Annotated in this window: 10 protein-coding genes; 2 read left to right on the forward strand and 8 right to left on the reverse strand. The window is 71.7% G+C overall.

Annotated elements, in window-relative coordinates:
- Nucleotides 1-292: 292 nt before the first annotated feature.
- The 5 genes from OP04_RS47710 to OP04_RS47730 all read right to left on the reverse strand — a co-directional run bounded on the left by OP04_RS47710 (nucleotide 293) and on the right by OP04_RS47730 (nucleotide 6410).
- Nucleotides 293-946 (reverse strand): M15 family metallopeptidase, encoded by a 654-nt coding sequence (locus tag OP04_RS47710; protein WP_033346731.1) that lies wholly within the window; start codon nucleotides 944-946, stop codon nucleotides 293-295.
- A gap of 121 nt (nucleotides 947-1067) precedes the next feature.
- The gene (locus OP04_RS47715) at nucleotides 1068-2501 is read right to left on the reverse strand and encodes an MFS transporter (RefSeq protein ID WP_051800193.1); all 1434 of its coding nucleotides are present in this window, start codon (nucleotides 2499-2501) and stop codon (nucleotides 1068-1070) included.
- Nucleotides 2502-2575: 74 nt separating this feature from the next.
- Nucleotides 2576-3058 carry a MarR family winged helix-turn-helix transcriptional regulator gene (locus tag OP04_RS47720; protein WP_033346733.1) on the reverse strand — a complete coding sequence of 161 codons (483 nt, stop codon included), beginning with the start codon at nucleotides 3056-3058 and terminating at the stop codon, nucleotides 2576-2578.
- A 219-nt stretch (nucleotides 3059-3277) separates the two neighbouring features.
- Entirely contained in the window at nucleotides 3278-4621 is a 1344-nt protein-coding gene (locus tag OP04_RS50990; RefSeq protein ID WP_051800194.1) for a hypothetical protein, read from the reverse strand.
- 82 nt (nucleotides 4622-4703) lie between these two features.
- Entirely contained in the window at nucleotides 4704-6410 is a 1707-nt protein-coding gene (locus OP04_RS47730) for a copper resistance CopC/CopD family protein (RefSeq protein ID WP_033346734.1), read from the reverse strand.
- A 140-nt stretch (nucleotides 6411-6550) separates the two neighbouring features.
- On the opposite strand from OP04_RS47730, the gene OP04_RS47735 reads away from it, so the two are divergent.
- Nucleotides 6551-8827: a glycoside hydrolase family 3 N-terminal domain-containing protein gene (locus OP04_RS47735; protein WP_063746901.1), complete on the forward strand. Its 2277-nt coding sequence runs from the start codon at nucleotides 6551-6553 to the stop codon at nucleotides 8825-8827.
- Nucleotides 8828-8847: 20 nt separating this feature from the next.
- Here the strand turns inward: OP04_RS47735 and OP04_RS47740 are convergent, their stop codons facing one another.
- The 3 genes from OP04_RS47740 to OP04_RS47750 form a co-directional block, all read right to left on the reverse strand.
- Nucleotides 8848-9543: a M50 family metallopeptidase gene (locus OP04_RS47740; RefSeq protein ID WP_051800195.1), complete on the reverse strand. Its 696-nt coding sequence runs from the start codon at nucleotides 9541-9543 to the stop codon at nucleotides 8848-8850.
- A 146-nt stretch (nucleotides 9544-9689) separates the two neighbouring features.
- Nucleotides 9690-11522 (reverse strand): 5'-methylthioadenosine/S-adenosylhomocysteine nucleosidase family protein, encoded by a 1833-nt coding sequence (locus OP04_RS47745; protein WP_033346735.1) that lies wholly within the window; start codon nucleotides 11520-11522, stop codon nucleotides 9690-9692.
- Nucleotides 11523-11593: 71 nt separating this feature from the next.
- Entirely contained in the window at nucleotides 11594-13129 is a 1536-nt protein-coding gene (locus OP04_RS47750) for an ATP-binding cassette domain-containing protein (protein ID WP_232324029.1), read from the reverse strand.
- A 268-nt stretch (nucleotides 13130-13397) separates the two neighbouring features.
- Here OP04_RS47750 and OP04_RS47755 point away from each other — a divergent pair, with 268 nt between their 5' ends.
- Entirely contained in the window at nucleotides 13398-14387 is a 990-nt protein-coding gene (locus OP04_RS47755; RefSeq protein ID WP_051800196.1) for a pectinesterase family protein, read from the forward strand.
- Nucleotides 14388-14637 lie beyond the last annotated feature (250 nt).

Consider the following 14637-nt stretch of genomic DNA (forward strand, 5'->3'; position numbering starts at 1 on the left):
AGCTCGGTAGCTCGCTGGGCTCATAACCCAGAGGTCGTCAGTTCAAATCTGGCCCCCGCTACGAAGGTCGAAGGGCTTGTGTCCGCGGAAAGCGCGGACGCAAGCCCTTCTTCGCATTCTGCTCCGGGGCCGAGCCCCGGAGACCCCACGGGCCGGTGGGCGCCTTGGCGGGTTTGGGCGAGTTTGGAGCCCAGGTCCGGTGGGTGCCTCAGTGTTCGCGCGAGTTTGGGACCCACGTTTGCTGGGCGCCTTAGTTGGCCGCGCGAGTCCACCCGGGACGGGACTGGCCGGGTCAGGTGCGGATGGGGGCGTAGGTGGTGGTGGGGGCGTTGGTTATCAGGGCCCAGTAGCGGTCGCCGTAGGACCAGTGCCACCACTCGGTGGGGTAGTTGATCAGGCCGGCCTGGTGGAGGGCGGTGGCCAGGATGGTTCTGTTGCGGGCGGCCTCGGGGGAGATGTTGGGGGCGGCGGTGAAACAGGCGTTGTTGCTGTCGTCGGGGGTGGCGTCGATGGCGGTGCCCATGTCGAGCTCGCGGCCGGTGGCGTCGCAGAGGGTCAGGTCGACGGCGCCGCCGGTGCTGTGCGGGGCGACCTCGACGGGGGAGACGAACTTGCTGGTTTCTATGTGCAGGTGGGCGTCGGACCAGTCGGGATAGCGGCGGCGCAGTTCGTCGCGGTAGCCGTTGAAGATGGCGAGCTGGGCGTCGTAGGGGCGGTAGCCCTCGACCACCAGCAGGCTCAGGCCGTCGGGTAGCGCGGCCTGTGCGGTGACCAGGCGTTCGGCGAGGCCGCGGCGCACAAGGGCGTACCGGCCGGTCGGCTCGGCGGCCCGGCTGTCGACGCGCAGCAGGTCGCGGGCGTCGACCAGTTCCTCGCCGTTGTCGGCCTGCGGCACCGCGGCTATCGCCGGGTCGGACAGCAGGATCATCGATCGCTTGTCTCCCATGATCCAAGGATCCTGCCGGAGGACCGTTCGGCGGTCCCGTCGGTACCCCCTGGGTTCCCATGTGGTGATCGGGGCGTCCTTCACGTCCGGTGAAGGACACCCCGATCGTGGGACTGACCGCTCAGGCGGTCGCCGGGACCGGTGCGGCCGGGGTGACCGGTGCGGGGCGGAGTACGGCGGCGGCCAGCGCGAATGCGGCCACGATCAGGCCGGCGCCGATCGCGAACGCCAGGCGGTAGCCGTCGGTGAGCGCGACCGCCGAGGACGTGCCGCCGTCGAGCAGGTGCGTGCTGCGGGTGGCGGCCAGGCCGGACAGGACGGCCACGCCGACCGCCATGCCGACCTGCTGCGTGGTGTTGAAGACGCCGGAGGTGAGGCCCGCGTCGGCGGGGCCGGCGCCGGACATGCCGAGCGTGGTCAGCGCCGGCAGCACCAGCCCGAAGCCGCCGGCCAGCAGCATCGCGGGCAGCACGTCGACGATGTAGCGGCCGTCCACCGGGACCCTGGCCAGCCAGCCGAACAGCGCGGCGAGCAGCGCCAGGCCGGTCAGCAGCATCGGGCGCGGGCCGAAGCGGGCGATCAGCGGTGCGGCCAGGCCGAGCGAGACCGCGCCGATCGTGATCGCGGCGGGCAGCAGCGCCAGGCCGGTCTCCAGCGCCGAGTAGCCGAGCACCCGCTGCAGGTAGAGCGTGCCGATCACCTGGAAGCCGAACGTCGCGGCCACCACCAGCACCTGCACCGCGTTCGCGCCGGAGACGGCACGGGAGCGGAAGATCCTCAACGGCATCAGGGGGTACGCCGCGGTCGCCTGCCGGATCAGGAAACCGGTCAGCAGCACGGCCGCGACCAGGCCGGTGACCAGCACGGCCGTGGACGCGCCGCGCTCTGTGCCGGTGACCACCGCGTGCAGCGCCAGCCCGAGACCGGCCGTGACCAGCAGCGCGCCCAGCACGTCCGCGCCGGCGCGCAGCCCGGCGCCGGTGTCCGCGGGCAGCACCAGCCGGCCGAGCACGATCGCGGCCGCGCCGATCGGCAGGTTGATCAGGAAGATCGAGTGCCAGCCGGCCGTCTCGGTGAGGAGGCCGCCGGCGACCTGTCCGATCGCGGCGCCGGCCGCACCGGTGAAGCTGAAGATCGCGATCGCGGTGGCCCGGTGCCGGCCCTCGGCGAACAGCGTGATGAGGATGCCGAGGCTGACCGCGGTCGCGGCCGCGCTGCCCACGCCCTGGAGGAACCGCGCCGTCAGCAGCACCGCGGGCGTCGTGGCCACGCCGGCCAGCACGGACGCGGCCGTGAAGATCGCGGTGCCGGCCAGGAACACGTGACGCCGGCCGATCAGGTCGCCGAGCCGGCCGGCGAGCAGGAGCAGGCTGCCGAAGCCGAGCAGGTACGCGTTGACCACCCAGCTCAGGCTGCCCGGCGAGAAGCCCAGGTCGGCCTGCATGGCCGGGAGTGCGACCGTGACGATGCTGCCGTCCAGAATCGTCATGAGCGTGGCGGTGGCGATCACGCCGAGCGCCACCCACGTACGACGAGTAGGGATATTTCCTGACATGGGTCCTCCCCCGATGGGTGCCATCGGGTAAGACCGTAGCAGATGGTTTTGTTACAGACGATCCGTAACGGGATTTACGACTCTCGCTGCCGTGCCCGCCGCGCCGGTGCCGGCGACTCCACCGGCTTCGACAGATGGCCCTCGACCAGGCGGTTCATCGCGCGCAGGAACACCTCGCGCTCGTCCGGCGGCAACGCGTCCAGCACGTCCTGGTGCACGCGATCCGCGATCTCCTGGCTCCGCACGGCCAGCTCCGCGCCCGTGTCCGTGACCGCGATGATCCGCGCACGCCGGTCCCGCTCGGACGCGCGGCGCTCCGCGAGCCCGGCCTTCTCCAACGCGTCCACGGTCACCACCATCGTGGTCTTGTCCATGTCGCCGATCTCGGCCAGCTCCGCCTGTGTGCGCTCCTCGCCCATCGCGTGGGTCAGGACGCAGTGCATGCGGGCGGTCAGGCCGGCCTCGGCCAGCGCGGCCGCCATCCGGGTCCGCAGCACATGGGCGGCGTGGTTGAGCAGGAACGACACGTCCGGCTCGGTGCGAAGGGGCGCGCTCATCCACCCAGACTACCCAGTGGTTCCGCTCAAGATAATCTCGCGCGGAACGAGTTCGCCGTAGCGCCGTCGGCTCGTCCACGGTCACGTCCGCGGCCGTCCGCACCCGCGAGGCGATCCGTGACCGGCTTCCTCGACCGGTTCCCGTCCGCGGCCTGAGACGACACGGAGGCGGCCCGCACACCACGCGGTGTGCGGGCCGCCTCCGTGGCGACGCGGGGTTCAGTGGGCGTAGGCGGTCAGCCCCGGCAGTTCGTCCTGCACGACGGGCGCGTCCGGGCTGCTGCTGTCGGACCGGTCGTGGTCTTCGTGAGCGTGCGGTGCGGGCCGGTGGTCCGGGTCGGCGGACGGCGAGGACCATCCGTGGTCCGCGCCGGGTTCCGGCGATGCCGGGCCGAAGCCGGCCCCGCGCACCAGGCCGAAAGCCTCGACCGGATCCGTGATCAGCCGCGACCGTTCGTCCGCGGGGTCATCGGCCCCGGCCGGCTGCGACCCTTCCTCCGCCGGGCCGTGAGCGCAGGACGATTCCTGCCCGGCGATCAGCGGGAGATACCGGCGGCTCGGCAGCATCGGGCCGATGACGGGCTCCCGGTCGACGGCCGCCACGTCGTCGCCATCGGCGAAGAGCGACCTGTCGATCACTGAGCCCCAGTCCTGCTCGCCGCCGCCGGCCGGCGCAGAACCGCCGATCACCGCGCCCCACTCCCGCTCGTCGTCGCCGCCGAGCGTGGCTCCGCCGGTCGGCCGGAGCGGGCTGTCGGACGGCAGCGGCGGCCAGGCCCCCAACCCCTCCGGCGAGTCCGAATCCGAGTCCGGATTCGCGCTCGGTCCCGTGACGGCACCGGAGGCGGCCTGTCCCGCGCGCTCCCCGTGCTCCAACGGCTCCGCCCAGGTGCCGGAGGTCTCGAACAGCTCGTTCGGCGGCCAGGTCACCGGCAGCGCGCGAGACCACCCGTCCTGCAGGCGGCGGTGCACGGACTCGCCGTCGAACCCGCGGTCCAGGAACCTGAGACCGGCGGGATCGGCATCGTGCTCCGCGAGCGCGGCCAGGTCACCGTCCAGCGGCCCGAACCCGGCGAACTCGCCCTCCGCGGACGCGAACCCGGCGATCTCGGAGTCCGCGGACCCGGCGTCGTCGACCGACGCGAAGACCGCGTAGTCGCCGTCCAGCGGCCCTAGGTCGGCGAACTCGGTGCCGTCCAGCGCGGCCAGCGCCGCGAACTCGCGGTCCGACGGCGCCAGGCCGTCCGGATCGCCGTCCAGCGTCTCCAGCGCGTTGCGAGCGACCAGCCACTCGTAGATCGTGCGCAGCGGCGCCCGCGGGTTGTCCTGCCGGCAGTTGACCGGTGGGACCAGCGACGACGGATGGCTCGGATGTTCGACGCAGTGGGTGAGCGCGCGATCGACCGCGTCCGGATGGCTGCCGCCACCGCCGGAGTCGCCGCAGGCCCGGCACTCCCAGCGCCAGAACGGGACGCCGAGCGTGGGCCGATTCTGGAAGACGCGCAGCGGCCGGGCCAGGTCGGCATCGGTGATCGCGGCGGCCGGAGCCTCGAGGGTGGTCATACGCCGCCCCTTCCCGAAGAGACAAATGCCCTACGGGGCCATTTTTCGCGCAAAAGCACGATATTGGCGGTCAAACGCGAAATTAAGGAACCTTCACCACGGCCGTCACGGTCGCCTGGTCGATCTCCGAGATTCTGATCGTGAACTTGACGGTCCACTCGCCGGGCAGCGGGAAGTTCACCGGACCGATGACGTGGCCGAGATCGGTGGTGCTCTGACCGGGGACCGGATCCAGGATCGCCATCGGCTGGTCGATCGGCTCCAGCCCGGCCGACGCCAGCGCCGCCGTCACCCGGAACTCCTGGACCGGCAGCGGCTTCCCCTCGGGCGTGTAGATGGCGCCGTGCAACGTGTTGTTCTCGCCGCGCTGCACCGGATAGATCTCGAACTGCAGCGTGTAGATCGGGCTGGTCAGCGTCTCGCTGAACGTCTCCGGCACCACCACCGGCGATTCCTCGCCGACCGCGCGGGACGGCGTGGTCTGCACCAGCACCGCGCTCGCGGCCAGCACCACCGCGGTCAGCGCGACCTCCACCGCGACCGACCGCCGCAGCCAGGTCACCGGCGCCGCGTTCGGGGCCAGGCGGGCGGTCCAGCCGGTCCCCGCGCCGCCGGCCGACAGCCGGTGCACCAGCGTCCGGGCCACGCCGGCGAACGCCAGGACCACGCCGAGCAGCGCGGTCTTCGCCAGGATCAGCTGCCCGAAGCGCGTGGTGACCAACTGTGAGACGGCACCGACCTCGACCATCACCTGGATGACGCCGCCCGCGATCAGGCAGTAGACCGCGAGCACGGCCCAGCGCGACCAGACCGGCAGGATGATCCGCAGCTCACGCGCGTTCGCCCGGCGCAGCAGGAACGCGACCAGCGCGATCAGCCCGCCCAGCCAGACCGCCATCGCGGCCAGGTGCACCAGGTCCGCGAAGACGGTCACCACCGGCATCCGCGACGCGATCGGGTGCCCGGCCAGCGGCCAGGTGATCAGGCCCCCGGCCGCGACCACGCCCAACGCGAGGCCACGCCATCTGAGAGCCTTCACCACCAGCAGGGGTACGGCCAGCGCCAGCGCGACCAGCCGGCCGAGGTGCGCGAACCCGAACTGGCTGATCAGCACGTCCCGCAGCCCGGCAGCGGTGGCGTCCAGCGGCCCGCCGCCGTTCGCGTAGGGCGCCTGCAGCCAGATCCCGGCGAGCGCGCCGAGCGCGACCAGCCCCGCGCCGGTGAACATCATGATCCGGGGCCCGCGGCGTCCGGCCGGCGTGCGCAGCAGGCGGCGCGGCCACAGCCCCAGCATCAGCAGCGCGGGGCCGACCAGCAGCGTGAGCCCGGCGTACCCCAGGTATTTCGCGACCGAGATGCCGATCGTGACGCCCCGGTCGACGGAGTCGCCGCTGACCGCGTCCTCGAACGTGGAGCGCGCGCCGACCGAGTAGGAGAATCCGCCGCCGACCGGGTGGCTGTCCGCGGAGACCACGCGGTAGCTGACCGTGTACGTGCCGAGCGGGCGCTGCGCCGGCGTGATCGGGATGACCATGGCGGCGCCGTCGAGCGTGGGCTCGCCCGCGGTGATCACCGTGCCGTCCGGCGCGACCACCTTGACCTTGCCCGGCACCAGCCGGACCGGCTCACTGAACGTGACGGTGACCGCGGTGGGCGCGGCGCCGACGACGGAGCCGCGGGCGGGCACGGTGTCGACGATCACCGCGTGCGCGGAAGCGGGCGAAACCGGACCGATCAGCACGACCAGCGCACCCAGCATCATCGCGGCGACCAGCCGTACCCACGTCATGCTCTGGTATTCGGTTCTCAGGGCCCGGATGGTTCAACGCGGGACCGGACTTTCCCCGCATCCTCACGCAGTGCATTGACGTCCTCACATGGCCGCGCATAGCCTTTGATCGATTTCTCTCACCTCGATCGGGAGGATCCATGCGCTTCGACTCGCTCACCCGGCGACGGCTGGCGGCACCCGCGCTCGCCGCCGCCCTGATACTCACGCTCTCCGCCGCACCGGCTGCGGCGGACACCGAACGCTATCTCGACCCGCGGGCGTCCGTGCCGGTCCGCGTCTCCGACCTGCTGCGCCGGATGACGGTGGAGGAGAAGGTCGGCCAGCTCCAGCAGATCGCGGTCAACCGGATGCAGGGCGACTGCACCTGGAGCGGCGGCGCGCTCAACGAGACCTGCATGCGCGAGGTGCTCGCGGACCAGCACGCCGGCTCCGTGCTGTCCGGCGGCGGCGCCGCCCCCGCGGTCAACACGCCGCGCGCGTGGGCGGAGATGGTCAACACGCTGCAGCGGTACGCGATCGAGCACTCCCGGCTGCGCATCCCGATCGTCTACGGCGTGGACGCGGTGCACGGGCACAACAACGTGCTCGGCGCGTCCGTCTTCCCGCACCAGCTCGGGCTCGGCGCGACCTGGAACACCGGCCTCACGCAGAAGACCTCGGAGTCGACGCAGCGCGCGGTCGCGGCCACCGGCACCACGTGGAACTTCGCGCCGGTCGCGGACGTGGCCCGGGATCAGCGCTGGGGCCGCTACTACGAGACGTTCGCGGAGGATCCGGTGCTGGCCGGCACGCTCGCGGCGAGCGCGGTCACCGGGCTGCAGAACCGGGTCTCCGGCCGCCCGGTCGCCGCGACCGTGAAGCACTTCGCGGGCTACTCCGAGCCGTTCAACGGCCACGACCGTGCGCCGGGCGACCTGTCGCCGCGCTACCTGCAGGACACGATCCTGCCGCCGTACAAGGCGGCGGTGGACGCGGGTGCGCTGACCGTGATGGTCAACTCCGGCGCGATCAACGGCATCCCGGCCACCGGCTCACGCTGGCTGCTCACCGACGTGCTGCGCGACCGGTGGGATTTCCAGGGCGTCGTGGTCAGCGACTGGAACGACGTCCGGCTGCTGCACACGGCGTACCACATCACGGACTCCTACACCGGCGCGGTCGCGGCCGCGATCAACGCGGGCGTGGACATGGCGATGGTCCCGCCGGACGATCGCGGCTTCCACCGGGCCGCGCTGGACGCGGTCGGCCAGAACCTGATCTCCAAGCGCCGGCTGGACCAGGCGGTCAGCCGGATCCTGGCGCTCAAGTTCCAGCTCGGGCTCTTCGACAACCCGTACGTGGACCCGGCCAGGGCGGACGCGGCCGTGTTCCAGGCGGACAGGCCGCTCAACCGGCAGGCCGCCACCGAGTCGCTGGTGCTGCTGCGCAACCAGAACGCGGCGCTGCCGTTCGGCGCCGGCACGAAGAAGATCGTGGTCGCCGGGCCGCTCGCGGACAACCTCACCGACCAGGTCGGCGGCTGGACCATCGGCTGGCAGCGCGTCCCGGACGGCGTCACCATCCCCGGCACCACGATCCTGGCCGGGCTGCGCGACACCGCACCGGCCGGCACCACCGTGGTCGGCACGTCCGGCCCGGACGACGCGGTCGCGCAGGCCGCCTCCGCGGACGCGGTGGTGGTCGCGGTCGGGACCAGGGCCGCGGCCGAGGGGGAGGCGGACATGCCGGTCCCGCAGCTGGCCGCGGACCAGCAGGATCTGGTGGCCCGGCTGAAGGCGACCGGGAAGAAGGTCGTCGTGGTCGTGGTGTCCGACCGTCCGCTGGCGCTCGGGCCGGCGGACGAGACGGATGGGCTGCTGGCGGCGTGGCTGCCGGGCAGCGAGGGCGGCAACGCGATCGCGGACGTGCTCTACGGCCGGGCGAACCCGAGCGGGCGGCTGCCGGTCTCCTGGCCGTCCGGCACCGGTAACCAGCCGCTCTACTACCAGCAGCTGCCCGGCACGAACGGCGGCGCGGGGTCGGCCTACACGCCGGCGTACCCGTTCGGCGCGGGCCTGTCGTACACCTCGTTCACGATCGGCGGGGTCAGCCTCGCGAGCGGGACGGTGCGGCCGCGGGACACGGTCACGGTCGCGGTCACGGTGTCGAACACCGGCGGGCGGGCCGGCGACCTGGTGGTGCCGGTCTACGTGGGCCAGGCCGTGGCGAACCCGCTCGCGCCGCCGAAACGCCTGGCCGGCTTCGCCAAGGTGGCGCTGGCCGCGGGGCAGACGAGGACGGTCACGGTGTCGTTCCCGGCATCGCGGCTCGCGGTCACGCCCGGCGACATCCTCTCCACCGAGGAGCCGCGGGTGGCGCCGGGCGCGTACGTCGTCTCGGCCGGCGAGTCCGCGGCCACGCTCACCGTGCGCTGATCTTGTGGGGGCGTCATGCGTCACGCTTCGACCCGGAGCAGCATGACGCCCCCGTAGACCAGTGCGGCCGTGGTGCCGATCAGCATCAGCACGGCCCAGAACTCGCCGGACAGCCTGGTCAGGCGGCGCAGTGCGCCCGCGTCCGAGCCGCTGTTGTCGTACCCGCGGCCGCGCAGGAAGATCAGCATCGTCTCGACGGCCGCGATCAGCAGGAACCACGTCCAGACGTAGGCGAACAGCTCCCGGATCGGCGGCTCCACGGCAAGGGCGACATAACAGATCACGATCATCAGCGTGGGTACGACCAGCCAGCCCAGCAGCCCGCGCACCGCGAAGAGCATCAGCAGCAGGAAGCCGAGGCTGGCCCAGAGCGTGCCGTCGACGTGGCCGCGGTCGAGCAGCCACGCCGCCGCCAGGCCGAACAGCGACGGCGCGACATATCCGACGAACTTCACCGCCACGTCGACCACCCAGGGCATGTCCCCGTCGAAGTACGTCACGCCGCCGCCGTCGCTGAACAGCCGGATCGCCTTGACGCGCTGGAACAGCAGCTTCGCCAGCAGCGCGTGCCCGCCCTCGTGCGCGATCGTGTCGATCAGCCCGAAGACGAAGTACGCCGGGACCGCCAGCAACCAGGCCAGCAGCGCCCCCGCCCACGCCACCTTGTTGACTCCCGGCTCAGGCGCCGCAGCGACGATCTCCATGATCCCGGGCATGCCGACAAGTTATCCACGCCCCAATATTGATCACCATCCCCGACAAGGGTGGCAATGTGTGATCGGAGGCTCGCTTTTCGTATAAGTACTGGTGGCGGGAGTTCAGGTGTCCACAATGCTCGATCGTCGGGATTCCTACACCGTGGTCACCCGTGCGCGAACGCCCGCGCCTCGATCAGTCCGAGCACGAACTCGGCGGCGTTCCCGGCCGCGAGCTCCTGGAAGTCGTACGTCTTCTCCCGGCCCCAGTCACAGATCCCCTTGACCACGATCCACTCGGTACGGTCCCGGACCGCGGCCGCATAGACGCCCGCGCCCTCCATCTCGCCGCCGAGCGCGTCGGGATAGCGCGCCCGCAGGTCGTTTCGCAGCGTGGGGGAGTCGACGAGCACGTCCCAGGAGAGCAGCTGGCCGTGCCACACCCTGGCGCCCGGTGGCGGATCCGCCACCGTGAACCGCTCGACCAGCCGGTGCCCGGCGGTGACCTGGTCGCCGCGGTCGCGCTTCTCCCCCTCGCCGATCCGGTGGTTGATCACGCGGAGCTGACGGCCGACGATCACGTCACCCAGGCTCTGGTAGTCCTCGCGCAGGCCGAAACAGATGCCGACCATCACAACGTACCGCGGTGACCACTCGCGCAGCAGCTCCGGCACGCCGTACGCGGCGGACACCGGGCTCGTCACACCCATCCCTGTCTGGGCGAGCACCACATCGGCGCCGCCGATCACGCCGAGCCGGTAGACCGGGTGGCCGCCGGTGAAGTCCGGGCGCGGCTCCGAGTCCCGGCCCTTCGCCGCGCGGCGCAGCACGGCCTGCCGCTCCACCTCGGTCGCCACGACCAGCAGCACGCGGTTCATCCGGTACAGCCTCTCCGTACCCGCCTTGACCTCACGCAGCAGCTCCCTCCGGTATTGGACGTGGTACACCAGCGCCGCGACGCCCACCAGCACGATCAGCGGAAGGAACACCCTCGCCATCAGCCCGGTGGAGCGTGAGTACCAGGAGATCGCGGACAGGTCCGGCGACTCCCGCCACAGGGCCTGATAGAAGATCCACTCCAACGCCGCCGGATATGTCACGGGCCGGCCCGCGCACGACGCCCCGCAGGCCGGCAGCTCCCACGCGGGTATCGCCACAGCGAACAGGGCGAGCATGAGGAACACCCCGCCGAGACAGATGAAGAAGAAGGCGCCGGTCTCGCGCGCCGGGTGGGTCCGTACCGGACGGCGACGTGGCAGGCGCACGCCGATCTGCGAGCCGTCCTCGGCACCGGGGAGCGGCTCCGACCAGGCGGCGACCTGCGTCCTCATGTGCGCGGTCGTCACGGCGTTCCGCGGGCAGGCCAGCGGTTCGTCGGAGCCCGCGAGTGCGGCCAACCGGCGGTCCACCGCGTCCAGCAGCGCGCCGGCACCGGTCGCGGCGACATGGTGACACAGCATCAGCGTCCACTGTTCGAACGGGAGCGTCTGCGACGCCACCGTCTCCAGCCGGAGCGGGGCTCCCAGCGCCGACCGAAGTCCCCGCCAGACCGCGCGGACCTGAAACGTCAGCTGGTCAATGATGATCAAGCCTAGTACCAGCAACAACACGGTGAACCCGCCGTAGATTGTCGCCTCCCGGCCGATAACGGGCCGCAGCGCGACGAGCAGGAGAGCGACTCCGAGCAGGGCCAGCAGCCCTCCGAAGAGAATCCAGGCATTCCAGTACCTGTCCGCCCAGCGCAGTAGCCGGCCGTCAGTGCCGCTGCGCCGCTCCGCCGGCGCACGCAGCACCGCGAACGAATCCGGCCCCATCCAGATCAGCCGGTCCTCGCGGGCCGCACGGAACAGTTGCCACGCCAACGGTGCGCGGCTGCGGATCACCCCGGAATCACGAGGACGGAGCAGGTTCACCACCTCGGCGGCAAACTCGCTGCTCGCCACCGATCGGGCCGCCTCGCGGCACTGACCGGCCGTGACGCGATCCTCGATGCCAGGCACGCCACCACAGTAGATCGCCGACGCCTGTCACCACCGCCTCGAACGGTGGTGGCAGGCGTCGGCACGGCGGATCAGAGGGTGAGGTGTGGCCAGTCCGCGACGTCCTTCCGGAGGGTTCGGTCGTGGGTGGCCAGGATGACGGCTGCCTGCGTACCCCCGAGGGCCTGGGTCAGGTCGTCGACCAGCGGGATGGAGAGGTGGTTGGTCGGTTCGTCCAGGACCAGGACGTGCGGGCGGGTGGCGAGCAGGACGGCCAGGTCGAGGCGACGACGGCGGCCGGTGGAGAGGTGCCGGACCGGGCGGTCCAGCTCACGCGGTTCCAGCAGGCCGAGGGCCTCCAGCGGGATCGAGGCGCCGGCGGCCCGGTAGACCTGACGCGCGGTCGCCTCGGCCGGTGCGGGTGACTCCTGGGCGAGATATCCGATCCGAAGCTTTCCCGCGGTACGCCGGTGGCCGCTGGTGGGACGCAGCCGGCCCGCGACGATCGCCAGCAGCGTGGACTTGCCGGCGCCGTTGCGGCCGTCGACGTGCAGCCGCGCGGACGGGCCGATCACCAGCGACACCGGATGGGGGAGGCGGCCGTCCAACGTGACCTCGGACAGCACGATCTCGCCGTTGCGGGGCAGCGCGGGCGGCGTGAACCGCAGCGGCGGCTCCGGCATGGTGACCGCGTGCGCGGCCAGCTCGTCCTGCCGGCGGTGGAACGTGCGCACGGTGGACGAGGCCCTGGTCGCGCGCTTGTGCTTGTTCACGCCCTTGTCCGGCCGCCAGGCGTCGATCAGACGGTCCTGCGCGCCGGCCAGGCTCGCCTCCAGCCGCAGGTGCTCGGCCTGCTGCTTCTCGTAGTCCTCCGCCCATCGGTCCTGTTCCGCGGCCCGGCCGGCGACGTAGCCGGCGTATCCGTCGCCGTAGACCCGGGGCAGGTCGTCGCGCGTCGGGTCCAGATCGATGATCGAGGTGGCGACGTCGGCCAGCAGCGCCCGGTCGTGGCTGACCAGCACCACGCCGGACCGCGTCGCGCGCAGCCGGGACGTCAGGAAGATCAGGCCGGCCTCGTCCAGGTGGTTGGTCGGCTCGTCCAGCAGCAGGAAGTCGTGCCCGGCGCCGAGCAGGCAGGCGAGGCGCACCCGGTACCGCGCGCCCACGGACAGCGCGGCCAGTGGTCTCTGCCGGTCCTGCTCCGCACCGAGCGCGGCCAGCGCGGCCTCGACCCGGTGGTCGGCGTCCCAGGCCTCGCGCGCCTCGGCCGCGTGCAACGCCGCCGCGTAGGCGTCCTCCGCGCCGTCCAGGCCCGTGGCCAGCGCCTCCCCGGCCGCGTCGAGCGTGCGCAGTGCGGACCGGACCTCGGCCAGCTCCGCGTCGATCACGTCGCCGACCGTGGCGTTCCCGGCCGTGCGCAGTTCCTGTTCGGCGAGCCCGAGCGTGCCGGCCCGCCGGACCGTGCCGGAGTCCGGCGCGAGCGTGCCGGCCAGCACATGCAGCAGCGTGGACTTCCCACGCCCGTTCTCCCCGACGATGCCCCAGCGCGAGCCCGGCGTGACGGTCATCCCCACGCCGTGCAGCACCTTCAGGTCACCGCGAGTGAGGTGGAGGTCTGTGGCGGTCAACTGCGCACGGACGCGCGCAGGCACAACGATCGAGTTGGACATTGCTCTCCCAGCACGGAGCGGCGCGCCTCTTCACGGGCGGCGCTCAACGGTCTTGCGGACGGCGGAAGACCCGGGGTCACCGGGCGCCGTCTCACAGGTAGAGCACGTATGGCATGACCGCGATGCTAGCCGCGGCCGGCGGTCCTCGCACCGGATTTACCCATTGCCACATTGATAGATATGGATGTATTAGTTGGGGTCACCGACAAACTCCCAGGAGGCCATCGTGTCCCTACGAAGCACCGTCTCCACCGTCGCGATTGTCGCCGCGGCAGTGCTGACACCAGGCACCGCCGTCGCGGCCGCCACGATCACCGTGGCCGCGGACGGGTCCGGCAACTACACGACCATCCAGGCCGCGGTGGCCGCGGCCACGTCCGGCACGGTCATCACGGTGAAGGCCGGCACGTACAAGGGGCAGGTCCTGATCCCGTCCGGCAAGGCCGGCATCACGATCCAGGGCGCCACCGGCACCTCGGGAGACATCGTGATCACCGGGAGCACGCCGGCGTCCACCGCGGGCACCGCCGGCAGCGCCACCGTGCTGAACCAGGCCGCGAACACCACGATCAAGGGCCTGACCATTCAGAATACGTACGGTGAGGGCAGTCAGGCGCTCGCGTTGTACGCGGCCGGCGACCGTCAGGTCTACCGCAACGTGCAGCTGAAGGGCTACCAGGACACGTTTCTGTCCTGGGGCGGCACCGGCAGCTCCCAGGTCCGGCAGTACGTCTACAAGAGCTACATCGAGGGTGCGGTCGACTTCATCTACGGCAACGGGGCGCTGGTCATCGACTCGACCACGATCCGCTCCCTGGACCGCGGCACGCCGAGCAACAACGGCTACATCACGGCCGCCGCCACGCACGCCTCCAACCCGTACGGCATTCTCATCACCCGTTCCACGCTGCTGAGCTCCGCCGCGTCGCAGTCCGTCGCGCTCGGCCGCTGCTGGCACGCCGGCGGTGCCGCCGACGCCATCGGCCAGGTGCTGATCCGCGACTCCGCACTCGGCGGCCACATCCGGCAGGCCGGCGCCTGGCAGGACATGAGCGGCTTCTCCTGGAAAACCTGCCGCTTCAGCGAGTTCGCCAACACCGGCTCCGGCGCCTCCACCGGCACCACCGACCGCCCCCTGATGCCCGCCTCCACCGCCGCCAACTACACCTCCCAGAAGTACCTGGCCGGCCCCGACAACTGGAACCCGGTGCAGTAGAAGCCCCGAACTCCGCGTCAACGCGCCCTGCCAAGCGCCCACCCGACCGCAGGCCTCCGGGGCTCGGCCCCGGACGCGGCGGCCAAGGTGCCCACCGGCCCGTGGGGTTTCCGGGGCTCGGCCCCGGAGCAGAATGCGAAGAAGGGCTTGTGTCCGCGCTTTCCGCGGACACAAGCCCTTCGACCTTCGTAGCGGGGGCCAGATTTGAACTGACGACCTCTGGGTTATGAGCCCAGCGAGCTACCGAGCT

The sequence above is a fragment of the Catenuloplanes japonicus genome (genome assembly GCF_000717135.1).
Taxonomy (GTDB): domain Bacteria; phylum Actinomycetota; class Actinomycetes; order Mycobacteriales; family Micromonosporaceae; genus Catenuloplanes; species Catenuloplanes japonicus.